Source organism: Mucilaginibacter hurinus, assembly GCF_003324525.1.
Lineage (GTDB): Bacteria > Bacteroidota > Bacteroidia > Sphingobacteriales > Sphingobacteriaceae > Mucilaginibacter > Mucilaginibacter hurinus.
In genome coordinates, this window is the sequence record NZ_QGDC01000003.1 from 337,122 (window position 1) to 361,146 (window position 24,025).

Genomic DNA, 24,025 nt, shown 5'->3' on the forward strand with positions numbered 1-24,025 from the left:
GTTTATGCCGGTATTAGTAAAGCTATACGTGAAAGCTTGTATCTGTAACTTTTTGTTTTTAGCGCTCTTTGCGGTACAGGGTTGCAGCAAAAACACCCATCCCAAACCAAGCCCGGTTGTTGTAACTCCTGAAGAAACCTCGTTTAGCATATCAAACATATTGCAAAGCAATATGGTGATACAGCGCGATCAACCTTTAGCGATATGGGGGAGCTCGAAACCCGGCCTGATAGTAAACATCAGCGTTAGCTGGCATACACAAAAGTTTAACGCTACAGCAGATGCCGGCGGTAAATGGAAAGCAATTATCCCACCATCAACTGCCAAAAGTTTACCACAAACTATCACTGTTACAGCGAATGAGATTAAACCAATAACATTTAACAATATACTTATCGGGGATGTATGGTTATGCGCAGGACAATCAAACATGGTAATGCCTTTGGCCCCTAACGGCGGCTCCTTTGCCGGCGTTACTAATTATGAAAGCGAAATAGCAGCTGCCAATTATCCGCTGATACGCGCTACAACTATTAAGGAAAACTACCAGTGGTTGCCTGCTGACACACTTAGCCGCGCAGCGGTTTGGAATGCATGTACCCCAGCTACTACAGCTGTAACAAGTGCGGTGGCCTATTATTTCGCCCGCAAAATACACACAGAGATTAATGTGCCCATAGGAATTATTGTAGCTGCGGTTGGCGGCACTAAGTGTGAGCAGTGGGCAAACAAAGAGGTTTTTACTGACGCAACAATAAGCGGGATGTATGGTGATGGCACCGGCGACTCTCAACTATACAATGGCATGATTAATCCTTTTACCAATTTAAGCGTAAAGGGCTTTATATGGTACCAGGGAGAAAGCAATTGGAGCGACTCGCCAGCCGGTTATGCCAAACTTAATGCAGGTTTAATAAAAGGATGGCGGTCTAAATTTAACAACCCGGCTGCTCCGTTTTATTTCGTTCAGCTCGCGCCTTTTTCAAAAAACCAACATACGCTGCCGGGCGGAGGCGATTTAACGCTCTTTGATTATGCATTATTCAGGGAAGGTCAAAAAGAAATATTACAACTTGTCGATAATACCGACATGGCTATCTCCATGGATGTAGGGAGCATATTCCTGCTTCATCCGCCCGGTAAAAAACCAATAGGTGAACGTTTGGCTTTGTTCGCGCTCAAAAATGATTATTCAAAACCTGTTAACCCAATTTGCCCCCGCTACAAAAGCCATGTGCAAACAGGCAACAGCATAACAATACAATTTGATAATGCCAACGGACTAACCACCATCGGCGGCCATCCGCTTAATCAGCATTTTTACGTAGCTGGCAGTAACCGTATATTTATAAATGTAAATGCCGTAATAAAAAATAATGCCATAGTGTTAACCTTACCCAACACGATAGGGTCGGTACAAGCTATACGTTACGCCTTTACCAATGCCGCGGTAACCAACCTTACAAATAACGAAGGACTTCCTGTCGAGCAATTTCGTACCGATAACTGGTAAAAAAATAACCCGTCAGGCCTCGCGCCTAACGGGTAACCAATTAAATTAAACTATACTTTTTATTGAAAAAAAGCCGAAGTTATCGATCCTTGCCGGAAGTAATAAACGGTTTGTTGAAGCCCGCCGGCAAACTAGGGCAATAATGCTTTTGTAATCACTTATTACAATAAGCTGATTTCCACCCCACATTATTACAAATGTAGCTTATTTCAGCTAAATCGATTAAATCAAATTATGCAAATAATTGATTTATATCGCTAAATACCAAAGCCTGTTTGATTTTGTCAGTTCATCATCATATTACACAAAACCAATACATTTGCTATCGGCGGCTTCGTATATATTAAAATGACAAAGAAAATAATTTATACCATAACCGTTCTATTGGTAAGCGGAGTACTCGCATTTGCCAACATAAACGTGCCTTTTAAACAGAAAGGACTTGATACCGCCACCTTTGCTACAGGTTGCTTTTGGTGTACCGAAGCCAAATTTAAACAATTGAAAGGCGTGAAAACCGTTGTTTCTGGCTACACAGGCGGCAAAACGGTAAAGCCAACCTACGAACAGGTTAGCAGTGGAAACACCGGCCATGCAGAAGCCTGCCATATTACATACGATCCGGCCATTATTTCGTACGATGAGTTACTTGAAGCTTTTTTTGTAGCACATGATCCTACCCAGCTTAACCGGCAAGGCAATGATGTTGGAACTCAATACCGTTCCGCAATTTTTTTCCATAATGCTGCGCAGAAACAAAAAGCGCTGTATTATATAGCTAAACTAAATACCGCTAAGGCATACAAAAACAAGATAGTTACCCAGGTAGCACCTTTCAGTGTATTTTACAAAGCCGAAAATTATCACCAAAACTATTTTGCACTAAACGGAAATGAACCGTATTGCAAATATGTTATACAGCCGGAGCTGGAAAAGTTTAAAAAGGTATTTAAAGACAAAATAAAGAAATGAAGCAAATCTGGACACTCGCCGCTTTGTTAGTTGTTTTTACTACGGTATCAGGTCAATCAGTAAACTCAGCCAAAACGCGCAAAACAAATCCTTATTATTCAAACACCGATACCAGGCACCTTACAGTAACTAATGCCGAGTGGAAAAAGATATTACCCCCCGCTGTATACGCCGTAGCCCGTGAACAGGCTACAGAAGAAAGGTTTAAAAACCGCTTTTGGAAAAGTAATGCGAAGGGAACGTATTATTGCGCCGTTTGTGGCAATAAGCTGTTCCGGTCTGACGCTAAATTTGCCAGTGAATGTGGCTGGCCAAGTTTTTTTGAGCCGGTACGTAAAAACAGCGTGATTTATAAGCCTGATAATTCGCATGGCATGAAACGTACTGAAGTGATCTGCGCACGCTGTGATTCCCACTTAGGCCACCTGTTTAATGATGGCCCGCCGCCAACTCACAAACGTTTTTGTATGAACTCAATTGTTATGGATTTTGAGCCGGATGGTACAGGGATAAATTAGGCGAGGCTGCTACTGATTACCAACGTATAATACGTTGCCGTCGAAGCTCTCTAATTCAGACAAATTATGGCTTACTATCAACACGGTAGTGGCCAGTTCATTGAAGATATGCTGTAATTCACTGATAAGAACGATCTTGATTTGCGTATCCAGCGCTGAAAAGGGCTCATCCATTAACATTAATTGAGGTTTGGTAGCAAGAGCCCTTAAAATAGCCAGCCTTTGCTGTTGACCACCGGACAGGTATGCGGGTTTATGGCTTGTAAAGGTTGTCATATTGCTTACCGCTAATAACCGTTGTATCCAGGCATCATCATGCGTAGCGTATTGCAGATGCTCACGTACTGTCATGTTAGGAAACAGAGCATAATCCTGAAATACAAACCCGATTTTCCGTTTTTGCGGAGGCATATCAATATTTCTCTCAGTATCCAGCCAGGTTTCGCCGTTAAAAACTATTTTACCTTTTTCCGGTCTTACCAAACCGGCAAGCATTTTTAAAAGGGTGGTTTTACCTGCACCTGAAGGGCCGTATATTTTGGTAACGCTTCCTGTAAGAAATTCGGCTGCTAATTTCAGCGCCTGCCCTCCGCCATAGGTTCTTAGCTTTTTTTCAATGCTTACGGTTATCATTCCAAAGGACTTTTTGCGTGGTACTTATTAAATATAAAAACGGCCATCACCATAAAAAAGGTAATAGCAAATAACAGCAGCGAATAGTTATTAGCGGATGAATAATCCATTTGTTCCACTGCATCGTAAACGGCTATTGATGCTACACGCGTAACCCCCGGAATACTTCCGCCTATCATCAGCACTACGCCAAATTCTCCCAGCGTGTGTGCAAAGGTGAGCACAATTGCTGTTAATAAGGATGGTTTGATATTAGGCAGCAACACACATGTAAAAGTTTGCCACTCGGTTTTGCCTAATGTATACGATGCCTGGGCCAGCGAAACAGGCAACTGCTGCAGTGCTGATTTTACAGGGCCTATCATAAACGGCAGACTATAGACAATGGAAGCCAGCACTAACCCCGGGAACGAAAAGACCAGTTGCACATCAAACGTATGTAGCAACCACTTACCCAAACCATTCTGCGGACTAAATGCCAGCAGCAGATAAAAACCCAGCACAGATGGGGGAAGCACAAGTGGCATGGTAATAAGCGCCTCGGTAACCAGTTTGATACCGGAACGTCCGCGCGACAACCACCAGGCCAGCGGTAAACCAATTGCCAGTAAAAGCAAGGTGGTTATTGCTGCCAGTTTCAAGGTGAGCCATATGGGAGACAAATCCATTAAGATGCAGGTTTATAACCGTAGTTTTTAAATATATGCTTTGCAGAATGCCCTAAAAGGTAATGGTAAAATTTTTTGGCTGCCGGGTTACCTGCTCCATGTTTTAAAATAACGATACCTTGCTTTATAGGCTGGTAAGTTTGCGGATTTATTTCCTGCCAGGATAATGTATTGGTATTTCCGGTATCGTATATAACTGATTTGGCGGTAAACCCTATATCTGCAACCCCTGTGGTTAAATAGGTATTCACCTGTGCAACGCTTTCGCCGTATACCACTTTGCTCTTAACGGCGGCAAAAGCAGCAATTTTGTTAAGCACTTGCCCGGCCGCTTTGCCGTATGGAGCTGTCGCGGGATTGGCGATAGCTATCTTTTTAGTTTCTGGATTTGAAAGTATTTGTTGCCATTTGTCGAGCATCTGCTTCTTTGAAGTGCAAATGATAAGCGTTCCCATGGCGTATACAACCGGCTTACCAGTTGTAAATCCCCTTGCATGTAACGTTTCAGGATACTGCATATCAGCAGAAAGAAAAACATCATATGGCGCGCCGTTGCTTATCTGCGCTACCAATTTGCCCGATGAGCCTGTGATTATTTCGGCGGTTATACCCGTGTGCTTCTTAAAATCAGCCTTTAGCGCCAGCATCAATGCTTGCAGGTTGGCAGCAGCCGCTATGCGTAAGTTTTGTGCAAATGCCGGGATGTTCCCTAAATGGAAAAAAAATAAAAATACTATAGAAAGATTTTTGCAGTTCACGGCCAACCGGTATAACTGCAAATATATAAATGATATAAAGCAAAAAGCCATACCCTTACGGGTATGGCTATAACAATAAATATAAGGTCAGTTAATATTTATGCTTTTTATAATTCTTCGTCGTGCTGGCTAACGTCCAAACCAACCAGTTCTTCTTCAGGAGTTACACGAAGCGGGCTGATAATGTCGGTTATTTTTAACAGTAAAAATGCGCCGAAGAATGCGAAGGCCGAAACGCCAACTAATGCCACAAGGTGTTTAACAAACAAAGTAGAGTCGCCGTATATTAAACCTTCGGCACCCAGGCCGTTAACACTTTTAGTTGCGAATACACCTGTTAACAACATACCAACCATACCGCCAACACCATGGCAAGGGAATACGTCAAGTGTATCGTCAATATTGGTTTTGTTAGTTCTCCAGATAACAACCAGGTTACTCACCACAGCTGCAACTACACCGATTATTAATGAGCTGGAGATGGTTACAAAACCTGCAGCAGGAGTGATAGCTACCAGGCCTACAACAGCACCAATACAAGCGCCAAGTGCAGATGGTTTTTTACCTCTTAAAATATCAAAGAATATCCATGCAATAGCTGCAGCAGCTGAAGCGGTAGTTGTGGTACCTAAAGCGGTTGCGGCTAACTCGCCTGCACCTAATGCAGAACCTGCGTTGAAGCCGAACCAGCCGAACCATAATAAGCCTGTACCTAATATTACATAGCTAATGCGTGCCGGAGCATGTGCTTCTTCAACAGTGTTACGCTTTTTCAGATATAGCGCAGAAGCCAAAGCGGCCCAGCCTGCCGACATGTGAACCACGGTACCACCGGCAAAGTCAAGTATTCCCCATTTAAAGAATAAACCTTCTGAATGCCAGGTTGCGTGGGCAAGCGGCGTGTAAATGATGATGATGAATAAGGTAATAAATATAAGGTAAGAGTTGAAGCGGATACGTTCTGCAAATGCCCCGGTGATCAATGCAGGGGTAATAACCGCGAACTTTAACTGAAACATAGCGAACAGTATTACCGGGATGGTTCCCCATGCAACACCCAGGGTGTTTTGCATCATAAAGAATGATGATGGATTACCAATGATACCCCACCCGTTAACATCTTCGCCAAATGCAAGGCCAAAACCAAACACTACCCATATAATAGTGATAAGGCCCATACATACAAAGCTTTGCAACATGGTTGATATGACGTTCTTTTTTCTAACCATACCACCGTAAAAGAAGGCGAGGCCAGGTGTCATTAACAATACAAGTGCAGTTGATATTAACAGCCAGGCAGTGTCAGCTGCGTTTAGAGGGGATGTTTCAGGTGCAGGAGCTGCACTATTGCCCGGGTATAGCAGGGCAAGGATTACAACAATGACCAGGAGGCCAAAAGGTACGATTTTTTTCATGTTTATAGTTTTTAGTTAGGGTAATTCGTTTGTTTAATAGTTTCAATTAGTAGCGCTCATTTCACCAAAACCCATGGTGCGGAAAAAGCATCTGTTTATTTATTACGCTTATTAAATCATTTTTTGTAAGATGGTTAATACACCGATCTGCTCTTTTATTCAAGACGGTGTTATATAAATTTATAGCCTCAGATCTGCAAAAATTCAATTTATCGATACATACATCTTTAAAAATTTGGATATCAATCTGTTGTTTGCTACTTTTTTCACTTCTCACCGCTCGCAATGTTCTCTTTGCGGAAAATAACTCAGTTTTTGAGCTAACAAAACCAATGATATTTAACACCCAAGCGAACGCTATGGAAAAAATAAGCGCCGATCGATATAAAATGCCTTTGTTATTGATATTCATCGCAAAATTTTATGCAATATCATGAAATTTTTAATAATATCAACTGTTTTTTAAAATTATTTAAAAATAAAAGCAGTTTAAAGGCACTAATTGCAGCTAATACTAGATATATTTTAAATAAAGAACTTTCCTAGGACACTATTCTGATTACATATTCCTTATAAATCTAAAAATGCCAATTGTTCCGTTCTGATTAAGTAAAAAGCAGGCTAATTTTTCTATAAATCACTCCTTTGAATTAAAAAAGCGCGGTGAAATGTCAACATTTTCAAAAAAACTGGAAATACATCGATTTTTTTCAAATAAAAAAGCCTGCGGACGCGATCCGCAGGCTTTACAATGTTTGCAAAAGGCTGTTAATATTTCAAGATAATATAACCCGATTTAGTTTTGGTGTCAACACCGATGGTATATTGCAGCATATAAAAGTATGTGCCCTCAGGTAGCTGTGCACCATGCTGGTTCCGGCCGTTAAATATACGCCCCTGGTTATCATAGCCGTAGATGCTGATCACCTGTGTGCCCTTGCTATTCATAATCTGCAGCGTGTTATCCGGGTAGCTTTCTATCCCGCTTATCATCAGTATATCATTGATGCCGTCACCGTTCGGTGTTAACGCGGCGCTTACCGTTATCTCCGGTACCGCTGCCTGCATGCGGCCTGCGTTTGTTGATGGCCGTGTTAGTACTATGCTATAGGTTTTGGTGGTCACGCCGTCTGCTGCTGTTACCGCTACGGCTATCGTGTTCCCGCCCGGCTGTAACGAGGCCCTGTAAGCTGCGCCATGTTCTACCGCCGTACCATTGATCTTTATCTCTGCCTGAGGGTCATGCGCTGTGGCCAATACATTGATCGTATCCTGGTCTGCCTGTACTGTAGCCGTGTAGTCGCGGTAGTTGATGCCGGATACGGTCTTCCTGCTTACCGCAGGGTCCAGTACCAGGCTGCTCAGCAAGGCGTTGTCTGATGCTTTTTGGGTTACCGCTATACTGTATGTGTTGGTGGTAGTGCCGTCCTGCGCGGTTACTTCTACGTTGATCGTATTGATGCCTGCATTTAATGCGATTGGCGGGGTAGCGCTGCCTGAACTGAGGGCTGTGCCGTTTACTTTTATTGTCGCTGAAGGGTCCTGGCTCGACGCGGTTACACTTACGCTGCCGCTATAGGCGGTGGCTGTATAGTCGCGGTAGTTAGTGCCTTTGGTCTTCTTGAGCGTTATCCCCTGGTCAAGTGTCAGCTGCGATAACAGCGCATTGCTGGATAGCTTGCGTGTAACTACTATGCTGTACGTGTTGGTGGTTACGCCATTTTCTGCCGTTACTGTTACATTGATCGCGTTGGCTCCCATGGTTAATGCTACCGGCTGGCTATAGTTGCCTGATATTAAAGTTTCGCCGTTTACTTTTATCGTCGCCGTGCTGTCTTTGGCTGTAGCAATTATCCTCACCTGGCTTAATGCCGTGGTGGCCGTATAGTCGCGGTAGTTGATCCCCCTGGCTTTTGTTTTGGTTATCCCCTGGTCAAGGTCCAGCTGCGACAGCTCGGCGTTGTCTGACGCTTTGCGCGTTACTGCTATACTGTAGATGCTTGTTGTGCCGTCCTGCGCCGTTACTGCTACATTAATGGTGTTCGTACCCATCTCTAGCGCTATGGGCTGTGAATATTCTCCACCGGCTAACTGCTGCCGGCCGATCCTGACTGTGGCCAGTGAGTCTTTCGCTGTGGCTACCACGCTAACTGTCGCTGCCGTGGTAACCGCCTTGTAATTGCGGTAGTGCGGGCCGCTTGTTTTTGTCTTGGCGATCCCCTGGTTAAGTTCCAGCTGAGACAGCTCGGTATTGCCCGGAAGTTTGCGGGTTACTACTATGCTGTAGGTATTGGTCGTTGCCCCGTCTGCCGCTGTTACTTCTACATTTATGGTGTTGGCGCCATACGCTAACGCTATCGCCTGCGTTTGCTCTCCTGATATTGCTTCTTCGCCGTTAATGCGCAACGTGGCTGAACTGTCCTGCGTTGATGCTGTTAGACGGATGCTCTCAGTAACAGCTGTCGCCGTATAATCGCGGTAGTTAGGGCCACCTACTTTCTTTATTGGGATGCCGCCCTCCAGTTCAAGCTGTGATAACAGGGCATTATCAGACAGCCCGCGCGTAATAATTATACTATATACATTTGTAACGGTAGCATCGTTTGAGGTAACCTCAATATTAACAGTGTTAACGCCCATATTTAATGCTATCTGCGGAGAGAATTCGCCAGAAACAACCGATTCGCCGTTGATTTTTATACTAGCCCCGGGATGAGTGCCCGTAGCCAATATCCTCGTAGTACCTCTATTCACTGTAGCAGTGTAATTTTTAAAGTCTGAACCGGTTGCTTCCCGTAACGGTATATTATTTTCAAGCGATAAAACGCTTAATGTGGCGTTAGGGTCGCCCATCACATTCGCCAAAATGGTGTACGTTTTTGAAGCTCCGTTTTCAGCAGTTACTACTATAGTTATAGTATTGCTGCCATTTGCAAGCGTTACCTCCACGCCATTGCCTGACACTGCTGTTGTACCGTTTACCGTAATACTCGCATAAGCTGAATTTGCGGTAGGCGTAACTAATACTGTGCCGCCGGTAAGCCCAAATGATTGATATTGAGTGATCGGTACTGATCCGAATGGCGGAGTAATGCCGCTTCCATGACCGATGGTTAAATTACTTAACGTATTATCGTCCGATCGTTTATGGTAATTAATAGTTGACGTTTCGCTGAATTCAGTGATATTCCCCGCGGCATCTTTAAGCTGGAACCTTGCATTTATATCGCCCGTTGGATCGCTTGAGTCTAAAACCCGTACAGCACGGTAGTTAAAGCCGCCGGTGTTTTCTAAAAGCTCCCAACTATTACCTATTATCATATATAAGTCCGTATAGCCCTCTAAAGGAAAAAGCTCCTCCTTACTGGTGAAGGAGAGTGTTACAGTATCCCCTTCAACTGCCTGGCCCGCATCGGTATTGCTGGTGGTAAAGGTTACATTGCTGATAACCGGACCAACTTTATCAATAGTTAACACAGGACCACTATAAGGCAGATTACTAATTGGCTTGCTTAAACCTGTGGCGTTCGCCAGCTTTAAAGTAATGTTACCCTCACCGGTGCCCGTATTAACAGGGATACTCCAGCTATTTAAGTTTGCAACGGGCGTGCCTATGTTGGCATCGGCGATTGTACCTGTAGTTACCAGTTGGAAGTTAGCTGCCGTTAGGCCGGTTATTTCTTCAGGTAACTCCAGTATATACTCCAAGTTCTCTGCGTTTGTGGGGCTAACTATCGTTGCGGTAAAGGCGGATATGTCAACCGACGGCTCTGATATACTGACGGTTGATGTTTCGTTTATATTAGAAATATTACCAAAAAGGTCTTTCAATGCAGCCGAAAACGTTATAGGGCCTAACGGGTCGCTTGCCGATATGGTGCGGCTCACGGTGTATGATATGCAATCAGGCCGGGTAATATTATGACCACTTACCCCGGCAATGGTAAAAACCGGATTTTCAAGCAAATCTTCATCAAGGGTAAAGTTCATGGTTACTACGTCTCCGGGAATAGCCTTTGTTGGGTCGCTGTTAGTAGTAGCATATACTATGTTAGTTATGGCGGGGCCGCTATTATCAATTATTACAATCGGTGCTAATTCGGTAGCGGCTGATTGGTTGCCCGCAGCATCAGTTATTACACCGGCCGGCAGCCTGAATGTAAAAGTACCGTTACCGGTAAAAGATGATAAGGTTATCTTTGTTCCTTGAGCATTTACGCTGAGAGAACCCACCGCCGCTGTACCGGTGACAGACCTGTTATTGTATAGGTGAAGCGCGTTCCAATTAATTGTGCTTTGCTCTGAATAAGTAACAGCATACTCTACCGGACCGGCTTTGGTACGCACTACAGACGGCGAGCTGAAAGTAATAGCTGGTATTGTGTTGTCAATAATATAAGACTGCCCGGCAAAGGGCAGGGTGGTAGATATCGTATGGCTTATATTTGTGCTGTTAACCAGCTGCAGGGTCAATATGCCATCGCCGGTGATTGAGTTTACGGTTACCGTATATGTGCTGCCTGAGCCACTTACTGAAGATATTGTACCTGTAGCTGATCCGATGCGCTGCAAATTAAAATTACTTGCAGATACACCTGTTACGCTGCCGGAAAAAGTTACTGTAAACCGAACTTCATCAGCATGTGTCACTTCGGCATCAACACGGGTAATGCTGCTAATAGCAACCTGTGGTGCCGTTACTGTACTTGCCGGCATGGCTAACTTAATGGTGTCAACGTCGGTGCTGGTTATTACAATGTCACCCGAATGGGTGCCAACCGGTGCTGATGCTTTTAAGCGAATATAGATTGTTTTTTCGCCGCCTGTTGAAACAGTGGTAAAACTCGCATAATTGGCCGGAAGTTGCCTTACCTCAAAGTTTGCAGGCGGCCTTATCACTATAGAGCTCTTAAGCGACGAACCCGACACCGTAAAACTTGTAGCAGAAGAAGCAGTGCCTTGCACCGTATTTAAAGCTGATAGCACACCACCTGTAGTTACCTCGGGCGGAAGCGGAAAACTGTAAGTTTCGCTGTCCATATACGGCAAGCCATTTGCAGATACGTTGGTATTTGCAGCGTCCCTCATAATCATGCTAAGCTCACCATTACCTGTGATATTGCTTACCGTTACGGTCCACGTAGCGGATGCATCGCCATCGGTACCTGTTACCGAAGTAATAGTACCCTGTAACGTATTTGTGTTATATATCTGGAAATTTGATGCTGTTAAACCAGATGCGGGCCCGCTAAAGGTTACCAGGAAACTCACTTCAGTAGCGGTGCTTTCTTCGGCTGAGGTTCTGACAATACTAATAATATTGGGCCCAGGTATAAGGGAATAACTCTCAACCCGGGACGGCTCACCATTAGCTGTGAGTTCGGCGGTGCTGATAACCGATGCGTTCACTGGCAATACCGCAACAAACCCAACTATTACTAACAGCCAGTTTATGATTTTGCCTATAAAACCATTAATCCGCTTATTATTTGTTGTAACACTATTTTGTAAAGTTGATTCCATATATATGATTTAAGATTCTTAGTAATAATATTTAAACCTGGTTGCAAAAAGCAAGCAGGGATAATAAATAAGATAAATAGAAAGGCATCACTTGATAGTGGTATTCACCTGTCTTATAGCGGTAGATATGTTATGATATATAAAGTGAAACTTTTACATATCACAAAAACACATAAAAAGGGTCGTAACCCGGGCAGGATCATTTGCCGCGAGATGGCAAATATGAGTTAACCGGCTTTTAAATTTTGAGCCTTATAATACGTTTATAATAGCTATATCTAAAATATTTTTTGCGTAAACTAATTAAAACAGAGTCGAAAATATAGCTATTTTATAAAATAATAAAATAAAATATTAAATATATTCGTGACAACATCGAAAACTTGCTGCCTGAGCTTATGTTAATTAATATGTTTCATCAAAATACTTAACAATGAGAAAGCTAATAGTACAGGAATGGTTGTCGGCCGACGGGTACGCGGCAGATGAAAAAGGCTCGACAGACTTTTTCGGGCCATCAGAAGACCATGTACGCTCGGATAAGGATATTGTAACCAAACTTGATGCTATAGATACCATACTGATGGGAGCCAACACCTATCGTATGTTTGTGGAATTTTGGCCTACAGAAAAATCTGAAAATGAAATAGTGTCCGAACCGCTTAATGCTACAAACAAAATAGTTTTTTCAAATTCGCTTGATAGCGTTGAATGGGGCAAATGGAATAACGCAACGCTGCATAAAGGAGATGCCGTAGAAGCGGTAAAAAAATTAAAACAGCAGAACGGTAAGGACCTCATATTATGGGGCAGCCTATCATTATTCCGCCCATTACTTGACGCGGGTCTTGTAGATGAGATAAGCATAGGCGTTGTCCCTGTTATATTGGGTAAAGGCCTCCGCCTTTTTGGCGAATCGGGACAAATAACCCTCGAAAGCATGTCCGTTAAAACTTATGATAACGGCATTACGCAGATAAACTATGCAGTAAAAAAATAAAGTAGATCAGTAAGGCTTAACCATACTAAAACAAAACGCCCCTTTAAATTAAAGAGGCGTTTTAAATAGAACCCGGCTGCTAGAGTTTTATCACCGACCGGAATACCTGAATTAAATGTTTTGTTTAGTCCCTTGTACCGGTACACTCATCCATTATGTTTGTAGTGCTTGATGCTGTTTTAAGCCGGTAGGTCGCGGTTATTTTACCATTAACGGCTTTACCCTCAACAAACAGCGCTACGCTGTCATTTTTATTAACGGCTACGCTGTCTTTAAAAGGCAATGTAATATTGGTTAAAGTATTTTTTTTCATGCCCGCGGTATAGTAAGTTATTTTACTTACAGTAGCCTCGCCTGTAACTTTAACCTCATACACTACTGAGCCATTGGCGCTTGCCAAAGGTGTTAAAAAATTATAGGCTTTTATGTTACAAATAGTTGGCTCCACCGGTTCCGGATCATCGTTGTCTTTAGAGCAAGATGAAAGTAATCCGGCGGTCATAACGCATAACGCCGCAAAGGTTAAAGTAAATTTTGTCATGTTAAAGTGAGTTATAATTATTTGCGCAAAGATAAAAAAAATGGCCAACGGCCACATAAGGGCAAATTGCCATATAAGTTAGTTATATCATCAAGGTAAGTCAACAGGTGGCCCAAACGTTGCCGGATTGTAAAGCTCAAGCGTTTTGTTCAGCTGTTCCTTTACCCGGCTTACCAATGCCCGCGGGCCAAGTATCTTTAATTTAGCGCCAAAGCCCAGCAGTTCCCGTTCAAGCTCAAAGTTGAGGATTACGCGGATACTGAATATTTTACCCGTCTCATCCGCGCTCAACAGTTTTTGAGTGTGATGCAGGGGTTTGGTAATCACATAAGGCGCGTTGGCTTTATCAACCCAAAACACCACCTCGCAATCGCGCTGGTTGGGCGACTTGGTTACGCCAATCACATTGTTATAATATGCAGATAAATCAATATTGGTATTTTCTATGTACTCATCCTCATGCCCGGTGATGGATTGTATCCTGTCAAGCGCCAGGTTAAGCAGCGGCTTATGCCGTTGGTGCGAAATGCCCAATACAAACCAGCGGTTGCGGTACTCCTTTAACAAGTACGGACTAAAGCAAAAAGAACTGGCGTCCCTGGCTTTAAACGACTGGTATGTAATACAAATTGTTCTTTTGGCTACTATAGCTTTACGTATCACCTCTATATACTCTAGCCCCTTCAAACTGTCATTTTTTTCAAAATCAATTACCGGGTTACTATGCGTTTTCTGCGTATATATTTTGTCCTCCAGCTTGCTTACCATTTCGTTCAGGTCGGCAAAATGATTAAAGCCCTTAAACTGTTTCAACAGGTCTGCCACCTCGGTAAGCACCTGCATATCCTGGTGGTTAAGCGGGATGTTGGTGATGCTGTAACTTTTATCGGCGTAGGTATAATATTTCTTGTCTACCACAATAATTGGTGCTTCGTATCCCAACTTGTTGCTGCGCATCATTTCTATATCGGCCTGTATGGTGCGGCGGCTAACACCTGTATCTATTCCCTGGTATTCATACAAAGCCTCAGCACAGGCATCAATCAGGTCATCAAGCGTCCATTTTTTATACCGATTCTGCAAACAACTGTCAATAGTGCGGTAACGGATAAGGGCGTTGCGGTTAACGGGCATGGTGTCAGGATCTGGATTTACAGGATTTTTGAATTCTCAGAATTTGGATGGATAAAGATTTTTTATTCCGTAAATTCCGGTTCAGACAATTTTATTAAAATATTTTTTACTACGCAAATACGCTGCGCAGTTGATGTTTCTCTTTGTACTGTCGAAAGGCTAAACCTGTTCATAACATGCCCCCTCTCTCAATCCGGTGAGAGGGGTTTTAGCCCGGAGACATTTAAATTATTAAATTACAACTCGATAATTATGAGAAAACAAAATACAGCGGCATCGCACGTTACTGAGCCGGCAAACGAAAAGCAAAAAATAAGCAACAACGAATTAAAGGCATTGGGTATTAATGATATAGATGTACTGGTGAACTTTAGCCGCGTAGCCAACGGTTTGCTAAAACACAATGTGATGGACAAGGCCCAGATATTAGCCAATCTTGAAGCGCTGATAGACGACCCTATGCCTTACGCACTTAAAAAAGGTGGGAAGTTTAAAAACCTGGCCGAAGACGTGATAGCACTGCGTAAAGAGGGGAAATTTGTGAAGCAGGAGCGCAGCAATTTTAAACTAAAGGAAGAGGTAGCCGAGTTCCCGGTGTGGGGTATGGAGCATATTGAAGTAGGCGCCCTGGCACAAATGCGTACCGCCGTGCAACTGCCTGTAGCGGTGGCCGGTGCCCTGATGCCCGACGCGCACCAGGGCTATGGTTTGCCCATAGGCGGAGTACTGGCTACCACGGCCAATACCATTATACCGTTTGCGGTTGGCGTGGATATTGCCTGCCGCATGTGCCTGAGCATTTTTGATATGCCCGCCAAAACGGTAGATAATGAAATGGATATGCTGAAAGGGCTATTGGTTAACCATACTAATTTTGGCATTGGCGGTACTACCAAAACGCATTTCGACACGTCGCTGTTCGATAGCAAAACCTGGGGCGAAACCAAGGTAATACGATCCTTAAAGGATAAAGCATACGCGCAGCTGGGTACCAGCGGTACCGGCAACCACTTTGTGGAGTGGGGCGAGCTTACCATTGCCGACGGCGCATTGCCGGGAATACCGGCAGGTAACTACCTGGCTTTGCTTTCGCACTCAGGCTCGCGCGGGTTTGGCGGCAGCGTAGCCGACTATTACAGCAAAATTGCCATGACTAAAACCAAGCTGCCGCCCGAAGCCAAACACCTGGCCTGGCTTGATCTTGATAAAGACGAAGGGCAGGAATATTGGATTGCCATGAACCTGGCTGGCGAATACGCCAGCGCCAACCACCACGAGATACATAATAAAATTTCCCGTGCCTTTAACCTGGCCCCGATAATGCGTATTGAGAACCACCACAACTTTGCCTGGAAAGAGCAACTGGCCGACGGAACCGAAGTAATGGTGCACCGTAAAGGTGCCACCCCGGCTGGCGAAGGCGTACTAGGTATTATACCCGGCAGCATGAGCACAAGCGGTTTTGTGGTACGCGGCAAAGGCAACGCCGCCAGCATTAACTCGGCCAGCCACGGGGCCGGCCGCCTGATGAGCCGAAGCGCAGCCTTTAAAACGCTGGATAAAGCCTTGATAGCTGCCAACCTGGTTGACAAACGTATTACATTAATGGGCAGCGACATGGACGAAGCGCCAATGGCCTATAAGAACATACACGCTGTAATGGCCGCACAGGAAAATTTGGTAGAAGTATTGGCCAAGTTTGAGCCAAGGATTGTGAGAATGGCGGATCCGAGAGAGAGGCCTGAGGATTGAAGATTATGAGTCTTGAAGTTAATCCTTACATGATTTCAACTAGATATTTCAATTTAAGACTACCTTGACCGCCTTGTAGTGTTGGCATAAAATTTTTATCGAAAATTTGGTTCTATTTTAAAATGAAAAAAAATGAAATTAATTTGGGGTTTGGAATATATGGTTTCGAGGATATCGATCATAGTTATATCACCAATCTTTTGGGTTTACAACCTGATTATGTAAGAACTAAAGGCGAAAAAAAGAATCCCCGAAACAGTGACTCTCCTTTAATAGAAGTAAATAAATGGATGATTACTTCAGGAATAGATCCCCACTTGGATTTTGATCAGCACTTAAATGCTTTGTTAGATATTTTAGAGCCCAGGATAGATGTTTTGCGACCGATATGTGAAAGGTATGATTGTGAAATATCTTGCGGAATGTTCGTGTACTTTGACAACGGTGAAAGCACTCCCTGGGTCCATTTGGATGATCGATACAATAAGATGACAGCACAATTAAAAATAGAATTTGATCTTGACCTTTATGTAATGCCTATATCAAATCCACCTCGAAGAACAGGGACTGCACCCGGCCATTTCCCATGAGTTTTTTGAAACGTCGCGCTAACCGACCACATTTCATAAATCATAATAATTTATTGTACTTCACTAACATTTGAACCAGCAATTCAACAGTGCATTAGCAACGTTGTAGAGATTCAAACCTGTACAGCCCCGTGAAATCTCGAGTCTTTGCCGGGTGTATAAAAGTAATTTAAACTTCCTGGATCGAATAGCAGTACTTGAATCGAAGATTATGCAACATTAAAACCCTAAAAACAAAATGCCCCAATTGCAGTACGCGTGCCGTATGCGCCAATTACCTAAAAGTGCTAATAGCCTTCCAGTCAAACAAAAAATCCCGTAAGCCATAAACCTACAGGATTTGTTATAATATCTCAGGCCGATAAGCTCGTGCCAAGCGTTAACTAAAACCTACTTCTTCAATATAATATAATGATAAGCAGGCAAATTAAGTTGATTGCCCAGTGTTACATCAGCACCCGTCAGCGCATTTTTCCATCCGGAGTTTTGGTGCACAGCAGGGATGGTATAACTTATTTCGGCATTACGTACGTTTACTAAAACCAAAACCTGTTCGCTACCCTGCTTCTTTTCAAATGCGATGATATCGCGGTCATTGTAAGTAGTTAGTTCTCCCGTTTTAACCGCTTCGCTGGATTTACGAAAAGCTATTAGTTTTTGATATTCTTCAGTCATATCCGGGTTAGCGGTCCAGTCAATAGGGTCTTTCTTAAAAAAGTCTATTCTTTTAGGGCTGCCGACTTCCTGCCCGTTGTATAATAACGGAATGCCATTCATATACGCGGCAAGCACAAACGCTGCCAGCGCGCCCTGTTTACCTTTATAAATATCAACCGTACTCCCGTCAGACGATGTTACATCATGGTTTGTGGTATACCGTAGTTTAAACGCACCGGCCGGCAGGGCATTGTATTCATTGGTGTTCGCCGTAAATAAAGTACTTGGCGCCTGGGTGCCGGCAAATATGACTTTCAGCCTGTCGTAAAACTCAAAAGCGTAATTTATTTGAAAACCAGCTGTAAATTGCTCTTTTTTACTGCCCTCGCTCAATAATATCAGTTTACGGGTATTAAACTTCTTTAAGGTGTCAAGGCTTTGCTTCCAAAAATCAGTTGGCACAAAGTCAGTGGCATCATAACGGAATCCGTCGACATTAGCAGTTAGTACCCAGAATTTCATGGCGCGTATCATGGCCTTCCGCATATCATTGTTGGTGTAATTCAGCGCGGCCACATCCAGCCAGTTTGTACCAACAGGCGATATAATATTGCCGTTACTATCCTGCTGATACCATGATTTATTAGCTATCCAGGGGTTATCCCAAGAGGTATGGTTAGCCACCCAGTCCAATATCACCGCCATACCCCTTTTATGTGCTTCGCTTACCACGGTGCGCAGGTCATCAAGGTTACCATACTCGGCATTTACGGCATTATAATCTTTTACCGAATAAGGCGAGCCAAGCCCCCCGGCCGACTTGACCACACCTACCGGGTAAATTGGCATCAGCCATATTACATTAGCGCCGAGTTGCTTTAAATTATCAAGCCTGTTTTGCAGTCCCTTTAAATTGCCCTCAGCGCTAAACGCGCGCAGGTTCACCTCGTACATAATTATGTCCTTGGTGTCGGGCACGCCAGCAAACGGCGTACCGTAAGCTGCAGGGTCCTTGTAATTATCAACAGGGGCAACGGGCGGGGGCACAACGGGCCTGGTAGTTGCTGATTTTTTGCAGTACACTGCCGTTAAGCTCACTAAAAGGAGCAATGAGATAGCTTTCATCCGGTGTTTTATTACATAATTATTCATACACACTTTATCGTTAGTTTAGTAATTTATATTGATCAGATTTGGCTCGTTATTAAAAACGAGATACTTTACCCGGCATTTTTCAGGTTGATAGGCCCCGCCCGTGGGGTCGGTACTGGCAGCCGCTGTAAGCCAGCCGTATTCACTTGACGTTAATGCCGAGGCACGGCCGCTTACGTTAATATTATTTGCATCAAATCCGTGTAAAACCAGTTTTATAAACTTAAAATGGGTTTTGTATTTACCCTCGGGCTTGCCAAAGCTTATCTGGTTTTTAGCCGGTAAAAAACTGATCTCTCTTTTATAAAAACCGCCCTTTTCATGGTCATAGCTTTTGCCGTCGTCTTCATAATATACAAAGCTGTTTGCCGAGTTGCCATGATAAATGTGTACCGTTAATGTATCGGTAGGTAACTGGCTGGTGGTTTGTACCAGCGATTGTACAGGTATGATACTTCCGCCCCTTACATAAACCGGGAGTTTATTAATGTTAAGCTGCACAATTTTATCCTCGCCCCCGGCTTGTGTGGCATCGTTGTAAAAATCATACCATTTACCTGCCGGAAAATATATCTTACCAAACTCCTTTGTACTCTCAAACGGCGCTACCATAAGCCCGTTACCAAATTCATACTGGTTTTGAAACTGCCAGTCAAATATTCGTGGGTCATGCGTATAATTAATAGCTAATGACCGCATTACCGGCATACCGGTTTGGGTAGCCTCGTAAAAACTGCTATACAGGTATGGCAGCAATTGATAGCGCAGGCTAATGTAGTTACGCGCTATATCCAGTACATCTTCGCCATAGCTCCACGGCTCTGACGACTTGCTGTTTAACTGGGTATGGTTACGAAAGTACGGCGTAAAGGCGCCAAGTTCCATCCAGCGGGTGTATAACCCTACGGTGGGGTTTCCGGTGAAGCCGCCCACATCCATGCCGCTAAAGGCCACGCCGCTAAGCCCCAGGCTGTTTAATAAACGCACGCCCGCCATCATATGGTCTTCTTCTGAGCGGTTGTCGCCGGTCCATAAGGCGCTGTAACGCTGTAAACCTGCATAACCCGACCGCGTTAACAGGAAGGGGCGTTCTTTGAACTGCTCGCGGGCACCCTCATAACTGGCACGTATCATTTGCAAACCGTACACGTTATGCGCCTGCAGGTGGTTGGCCTTTTTGCCATCATAATCAAACAGCACATTATCCGGCATTTTTTGCCCCCAGGTGGCAATTTCATTCATATCATTCCATATCCCGCTTACGCCTGATTGGGCAAAAAACTTAACCTCTTTGCGCCACCATGCCCGGCCTTTCGGATCCGTAAAGTCGGGGAAGTTACACCAGCCCGGCCAAACCTGGCCGGTGTAAGGCTGCCCGTCGGGGTATTTAATATATATGCCATCATTTTTGCCACGTTCATACGCGCCTGCACCTTTCTCCACCTTTATACCGGGGTCTACAATTACGGTGGTACGTAAGCCCATCTTGTTCAACTCGGTATTCATTTTAAGCGGGTCGGGAAAACGGTCTTTGTTCCATGTAAACAGTTTGTATGCCTCCATGTAGTGGATATCCAGCGTAATACCGTCAGCAGGTATACGTTTCTCGCGCAGGGTGCGAGCTACGCGCATAACTTCGGCCTCGGGGTAGTAGCTATACCTGTTTTGCTGATAACCCAATGACCATAGCGGCGGTAACGGCATTTTGCCCGTAAGCCAGGTATAGGAATTAATAATGTCTGCAACCTTTTTATGGTAAATGAAATAATAGTTCATTTCGCCGCCGCGCGCACCGAAAGAGGAGAAACGGTTGTTGCTGGCCCCAAAGTTAAAGTCCGTTTGATAGGTGTTATCCAGAAACAGGCCGTAATTTAAACCATGATGTATACCGATATAAAACGGAATGGTTGAATACAATGGATCCTGCGTTGCGGCGTACCCGAATACATCGCTGTTCCAGTTAGTATAGCCACTTCCTTTACGGTCTAAAGGCCCTGTCTTTTCTCCTAAACCAACAAAATGCTCCCACTCCTGCATTTTTTTGTACGTAGTTACCGCTTCACCGGCCCAGGATGTGTGCAGACCTTTTTCGTCCTCACTAATCACTTTACCTTCAGGCGTATAAAACGCTACTGAAAAAGGCTTTTTTTGTATAACGGCCCGTACAGAATCAGTAACTACGGTTATTTGATTATCATCCTGGGTAATGGTGGTTTTTACTACAAGCGGTCTGCCGGTAACGGCATAAGAGAAATCATCCGCCAGCTTTTTACGGTCAATACGCACACGTATTACCGATGGGGTATATACACTTACTTGCGCTTCGGCATTATCCAGTTTTATATTAACCTGCTGGCCATTTATATTAACCGTGCTAACATTACCTATTTGTTGTACCGTTGACTGGCCGTAGGCAGGCGCGGATAACATAAGCGATAACAATAACGGTTTTATAAGGTAGAATTTCATTTATAACAATTTAAAAAAGACAGCGACCATTTTTTGATCGCTGTCCCGGGGGAAATAATTTAGTTCTTCACAACCATATAGGTGTACCCATCAGGGGTTGACTGCCGCATATCAATTGTTACAGTATAGTTGCCGGCCTCTGTTATATTGATGGCATCATTTGTTTGAATCAGCCTGCCTGAAAGGTCTGCTGTTACCGCAGGGCCGTAATTAAGGTCCCAGCCATTGTTCGCCCTGAATTTAAGTGCGCCTGCAGCCAGGTCTGTAGTAACCGTCCATACGCCGGTAGTCGCATTATAAGTCATTGGGGTTGAATTATCCCATTGGCCCGGCGTAGCCGTACCAATTAAACCGAACGATTCAACCAGCGTGTAAGAATAGGTAAGTGCATCAACATTTACATTAAACTTGTAATAGCCTGCAGATGGAACGATGATACCGCCCTTCAACCCATCGGTGGTTAATTTACCGTCAGCTTCATAACCATAATTAATGTGATCCCAGTCGGGCGCGGATGTAAATTTAAACTCGCCCGCGGTAGCCATGTACACGTAACCCTCATAATTGCTTCCTTCTACATTATATATAACCGGTGCCGCCGGGGGGCTCCACCCCTGGTAAGCGCCCGGCAGCCAAAGCTGCAACCTTACAGGCTCAGGGTCTTTATAGGTAACCACTTTAAATTTTACCGGGTTTGATGTAACGGTATCTTTATTAAAGGCTGTGGTCACTCTCATCTCTACCTCGGACTCAGCATTTGCAGGCAGCCCTAACGACGTCATAACCGCGTTATTTAGCCCAGCCCTGGTTATTGATAGCGAGTCGGTGGCGGTATTGCCTAATGTTACAGGCGCGGCAAAGTTGTTACCCGCTTTATCTAACTGTACAGTATAGTTTAAAACAGCTTTAGCACCGTAATCGGCCCTGTTCCAGCGCATCACCACCCTGGTGTCCATATCGTCTTTGGTTATTGTTATGGTTGATGCCGCTGCCGGTGTAGTAATAGCGGGCGCGCCGGGATTATTTTTAATTACCGCTACTATATTATCCTTTTTACAGCCGGCAAGGGCCAGCAGCAAAAAGATGGTGTTATATATTATTTTTTTCATGATTGATTAAAAGTTAATAACCAGGGTTTTGAACCAGGTTGTTGTTCAATTGCAGATCTGACGCCGGTATAGGGAAAAGGCTGAAATGCGGTGCAGTACCTGTGCCGGCCATTACACCCCCTTTAAAATCCCACAAAAGATCGCTGCCGGTAAATTTGCCATGACGTATCAGGTCGGTGCGGCGCTGGGCTTCCCAGTAAAATTCACGTCCTTTTTCCTGCAGCAAAAAATCTAGCGTAAGCTGGCTTGAAGTGATGTTGCCTGATGTGTTTCCATAAGCCCTCGCACGCAGTTCGTTTACCAACTGCAATGCCTTGCCTGCATCGCCGCCTGCACCGCCGCGCACTGTCGCTTCGGCATAGTTCAGGTAAACCTCTGCCAGGCGGAATAGCGGGAAATCAGTTTCAACAAATGTGGCATTACCGCCAATTTCGCCCGTTGATGTTACGTTTTTCCATTTGGCGCATAGGTAACCTTCTGTAAAAATAGTGGGGTTGGTAATAGTAAGCGTTTGCCCGTCGGTATGAAATATAGCGCGCTTATCAGTAGCACCCGACGGATCAGGAAATTGCGTATCAACAAAAGCTGTGGTCATACGGTTACCGTTCCAGCCGCCTGATGCTATGCCATAGTCATTGGCTGCGTCCATTGAGCCGCCCACGCCTGCGTGGATAATAAAGGTAACATCGCCATAACTGCGTGAGTTAGCACCGCTTGATGCAATCGGCAATATTATTTCGTCACCAGCTAGATGATTATCAGCTAAAAATAAGCCTGCATAATTATCATGTAAAGTGTAAGCACCGCTGTTTATAACCATGTTGGCGTAGGTAATGGCCTGGTCATACCTGGCACTTCCTGTATACACCTGCGCGTTTAAATAGATGCGGCTCAATAAAGCCCACGCGGCAGCTTTATTTGCACGGGCGTATTCACTTGAACCGGGTGCAGGCAACAGGTCGGCAACTGCTTTCAGTTCGCTTTCCACATAGTTAAAAAGATCGGCCCGTTTTATTTGCTTCGGCAAAAAGGCTCCGGGCTTGTCAGCTTCGGTCACAAAAGGCACATTGCCAAAGATGTCCATAGCACAGGCATAAAAATATGCTCTTAAAAAACGGGCCTCGGCCTGGTAAGCGTCTATTTCGGTTTTTTGTGTGCCACTTAAACCGCCGGGGTTATCGTTTACCGCGCGTATCATCTCGTTGCAATAGCTGATGTTTATAAAAAGCCGTTGATACATCAGGTTTACATAGCTGTTTTGGTCTGACCATGCGTGACCATGGTACTCAACCAAACCGCCGTCGCCCCAGGCGTTTATACACTCATCTGTTGTTACTTCCTGTAAGGCCCAGTAACCTCTTAAAAAGGCAGTGGTACCCTCATCAGGTGCAGATATTTCAGGCAAGCCCGATTCGCCTTTTTGGCCGGTAAGCGATAGCGTGGCGTACAACTTGGCTAAAAATTGCTTATATGCCTCGGGCTTATCAAACACCGTAGCCGATGTAATTATCCTCGGATCTTTCGGTTTTACATTGAGATCCTTTACGCAGGAGGTACCCAGTACACCCAAAAGGATTATAATTATTGCTAATGATCTATTCAGTTTCATGATTACTAATGC

At 44.3% G+C, this 24,025-nt stretch carries 17 protein-coding genes; 6 read left to right on the forward strand and 11 right to left on the reverse strand.

The genetic code is table 11. The features are described from left to right. The first annotated feature begins 4 nt into the window (after positions 1-4). The 3 genes from DJ568_RS07280 to msrB all read left to right on the forward strand — a co-directional run bounded on the left by DJ568_RS07280 (position 5) and on the right by msrB (position 3,003). Entirely contained in the window at positions 5-1,513 is a 1,509-nt protein-coding gene (locus DJ568_RS07280) for a sialate O-acetylesterase (RefSeq protein WP_114004595.1), read from the forward strand. 348 nt (positions 1,514-1,861) lie between these two features. Continuing rightward, complete coding sequence (gene msrA / locus DJ568_RS07285) at positions 1,862-2,485, forward strand: peptide-methionine (S)-S-oxide reductase MsrA (protein ID WP_114004596.1); 624 nt, start codon at positions 1,862-1,864, stop codon at positions 2,483-2,485. Further along, on the forward strand, positions 2,482-3,003 hold the full coding sequence (gene msrB, locus DJ568_RS07290; RefSeq protein ID WP_114004597.1) for a peptide-methionine (R)-S-oxide reductase MsrB: 522 nt from the start codon (positions 2,482-2,484) through the stop codon (positions 3,001-3,003). The genes msrA and msrB overlap by 4 nt, the downstream gene beginning before the upstream one ends. Positions 3,004-3,012: 9 nt before the next feature. Here msrB and DJ568_RS07295 read toward each other — a convergent pair whose 3' ends face one another. From DJ568_RS07295 to DJ568_RS07320, 5 genes are all read right to left on the reverse strand, one after another. Further along, positions 3,013-3,636 carry an ATP-binding cassette domain-containing protein gene (locus DJ568_RS07295; protein ID WP_114004598.1) on the reverse strand — a complete coding sequence of 208 codons (624 nt, stop codon included), beginning with the start codon at positions 3,634-3,636 and terminating at the stop codon, positions 3,013-3,015. Continuing rightward, the gene (gene modB, locus DJ568_RS07300; protein ID WP_114004599.1) at positions 3,633-4,304 is read right to left on the reverse strand and encodes a molybdate ABC transporter permease subunit; all 672 of its coding nucleotides are present in this window, start codon (positions 4,302-4,304) and stop codon (positions 3,633-3,635) included. Before modB ends, DJ568_RS07295 begins: the two co-directional genes overlap by 4 nt. Next, positions 4,304-5,062 carry a molybdate ABC transporter substrate-binding protein gene (gene modA, locus DJ568_RS07305; protein WP_233496643.1) on the reverse strand — a complete coding sequence of 253 codons (759 nt, stop codon included), beginning with the start codon at positions 5,060-5,062 and terminating at the stop codon, positions 4,304-4,306. Before modA ends, modB begins: the two co-directional genes overlap by 1 nt. Before the next feature lie 107 nt (positions 5,063-5,169). Further along, on the reverse strand, positions 5,170-6,477 hold the full coding sequence (locus DJ568_RS07310) for an ammonium transporter (RefSeq protein ID WP_114004601.1): 1,308 nt from the start codon (positions 6,475-6,477) through the stop codon (positions 5,170-5,172). Between the two features lie 768 nt (positions 6,478-7,245). After that, on the reverse strand, positions 7,246-12,000 hold the full coding sequence (locus tag DJ568_RS07320; protein ID WP_114004603.1) for a cadherin-like beta sandwich domain-containing protein: 4,755 nt from the start codon (positions 11,998-12,000) through the stop codon (positions 7,246-7,248). A 433-nt stretch (positions 12,001-12,433) separates the two neighbouring features. On the opposite strand from DJ568_RS07320, the gene DJ568_RS07325 reads away from it, so the two are divergent. After that, complete coding sequence (locus DJ568_RS07325; protein ID WP_114004604.1) at positions 12,434-13,000, forward strand: dihydrofolate reductase family protein; 567 nt, start codon at positions 12,434-12,436, stop codon at positions 12,998-13,000. 124 nt (positions 13,001-13,124) lie between these two features. Here DJ568_RS07325 and DJ568_RS07330 read toward each other — a convergent pair whose 3' ends face one another. Continuing rightward, entirely contained in the window at positions 13,125-13,541 is a 417-nt protein-coding gene (locus DJ568_RS07330) for a hypothetical protein (RefSeq protein ID WP_147238721.1), read from the reverse strand. A 90-nt stretch (positions 13,542-13,631) separates the two neighbouring features. Continuing rightward, positions 13,632-14,675: a helix-turn-helix transcriptional regulator gene (locus DJ568_RS07335; RefSeq protein WP_114004606.1), complete on the reverse strand. Its 1,044-nt coding sequence runs from the start codon at positions 14,673-14,675 to the stop codon at positions 13,632-13,634. Positions 14,676-14,927: 252 nt separating this feature from the next. Here DJ568_RS07335 and DJ568_RS07340 point away from each other — a divergent pair, with 252 nt between their 5' ends. Both DJ568_RS07340 and DJ568_RS07345 read left to right on the forward strand, forming a co-directional pair. Continuing rightward, positions 14,928-16,427: an RtcB family protein gene (locus tag DJ568_RS07340; protein WP_114004607.1), complete on the forward strand. Its 1,500-nt coding sequence runs from the start codon at positions 14,928-14,930 to the stop codon at positions 16,425-16,427. Between the two features lie 122 nt (positions 16,428-16,549). Beyond that, the gene (locus tag DJ568_RS07345) at positions 16,550-17,017 is read left to right on the forward strand and encodes a DUF4279 domain-containing protein (RefSeq protein ID WP_114004608.1); all 468 of its coding nucleotides are present in this window, start codon (positions 16,550-16,552) and stop codon (positions 17,015-17,017) included. Positions 17,018-17,407: 390 nt separating this feature from the next. Here DJ568_RS07345 and DJ568_RS07350 read toward each other — a convergent pair whose 3' ends face one another. Genes DJ568_RS07350 through DJ568_RS07365 form a run of 4 tightly spaced genes read right to left on the reverse strand, consistent with a single transcriptional unit; the run spans position 17,408 to position 24,013 of the window. Then, on the reverse strand, positions 17,408-18,826 hold the full coding sequence (locus DJ568_RS07350) for an alpha-amylase family glycosyl hydrolase (protein ID WP_233496644.1): 1,419 nt from the start codon (positions 18,824-18,826) through the stop codon (positions 17,408-17,410). An 18-nt stretch (positions 18,827-18,844) separates the two neighbouring features. Next, on the reverse strand, positions 18,845-21,295 hold the full coding sequence (locus DJ568_RS07355) for a glycoside hydrolase family 31 protein (protein ID WP_114004609.1): 2,451 nt from the start codon (positions 21,293-21,295) through the stop codon (positions 18,845-18,847). Between the two features lie 59 nt (positions 21,296-21,354). Beyond that, the gene (locus DJ568_RS07360) at positions 21,355-22,404 is read right to left on the reverse strand and encodes a SusE domain-containing protein (RefSeq protein ID WP_114004610.1); all 1,050 of its coding nucleotides are present in this window, start codon (positions 22,402-22,404) and stop codon (positions 21,355-21,357) included. A 13-nt stretch (positions 22,405-22,417) separates the two neighbouring features. Further along, positions 22,418-24,013 (reverse strand): RagB/SusD family nutrient uptake outer membrane protein, encoded by a 1,596-nt coding sequence (locus DJ568_RS07365; RefSeq protein WP_114004611.1) that lies wholly within the window; start codon positions 24,011-24,013, stop codon positions 22,418-22,420. Positions 24,014-24,025 lie beyond the last annotated feature (12 nt).

Bases quoted from the DNA above. Each gene is read 5' to 3' on its own strand.
- DJ568_RS07340 (WP_114004607.1), top strand. From the start codon at position 14,928: ATGAGAAAACAAAATACAGCGGCATCGCACGTTACTGAGCCGGCAAAC.
- msrA (WP_114004596.1), top strand. From the start codon at position 1,862: ATGACAAAGAAAATAATTTATACCATAACCGTTCTATTGGTAAGCGGA.
- DJ568_RS07330 (WP_147238721.1), bottom strand. From the start codon at position 13,541: ATGACAAAATTTACTTTAACCTTTGCGGCGTTATGCGTTATGACCGCC.
- DJ568_RS07320 (WP_114004603.1), bottom strand. From the start codon at position 12,000: ATGGAATCAACTTTACAAAATAGTGTTACAACAAATAATAAGCGGATT.
- DJ568_RS07365 (WP_114004611.1), bottom strand. From the start codon at position 24,013: ATGAAACTGAATAGATCATTAGCAATAATTATAATCCTTTTGGGTGTA.
- DJ568_RS07325 (WP_114004604.1), top strand. From the start codon at position 12,434: ATGAGAAAGCTAATAGTACAGGAATGGTTGTCGGCCGACGGGTACGCG.
- msrB (WP_114004597.1), top strand. From the start codon at position 2,482: ATGAAGCAAATCTGGACACTCGCCGCTTTGTTAGTTGTTTTTACTACG.
- DJ568_RS07335 (WP_114004606.1), bottom strand. From the start codon at position 14,675: ATGCCCGTTAACCGCAACGCCCTTATCCGTTACCGCACTATTGACAGT.
- DJ568_RS07355 (WP_114004609.1), bottom strand. From the start codon at position 21,295: ATGAAATTCTACCTTATAAAACCGTTATTGTTATCGCTTATGTTATCC.
- DJ568_RS07350 (WP_233496644.1), bottom strand. From the start codon at position 18,826: ATGAATAATTATGTAATAAAACACCGGATGAAAGCTATCTCATTGCTC.
- DJ568_RS07360 (WP_114004610.1), bottom strand. From the start codon at position 22,404: ATGAAAAAAATAATATATAACACCATCTTTTTGCTGCTGGCCCTTGCC.
- modB (WP_114004599.1), bottom strand. From the start codon at position 4,304: ATGGATTTGTCTCCCATATGGCTCACCTTGAAACTGGCAGCAATAACC.
- DJ568_RS07310 (WP_114004601.1), bottom strand. From the start codon at position 6,477: ATGAAAAAAATCGTACCTTTTGGCCTCCTGGTCATTGTTGTAATCCTT.
- DJ568_RS07295 (WP_114004598.1), bottom strand. From the start codon at position 3,636: ATGATAACCGTAAGCATTGAAAAAAAGCTAAGAACCTATGGCGGAGGG.
- DJ568_RS07345 (WP_114004608.1), top strand. From the start codon at position 16,550: ATGAAAAAAAATGAAATTAATTTGGGGTTTGGAATATATGGTTTCGAG.
- DJ568_RS07280 (WP_114004595.1), top strand. From the start codon at position 5: ATGCCGGTATTAGTAAAGCTATACGTGAAAGCTTGTATCTGTAACTTT.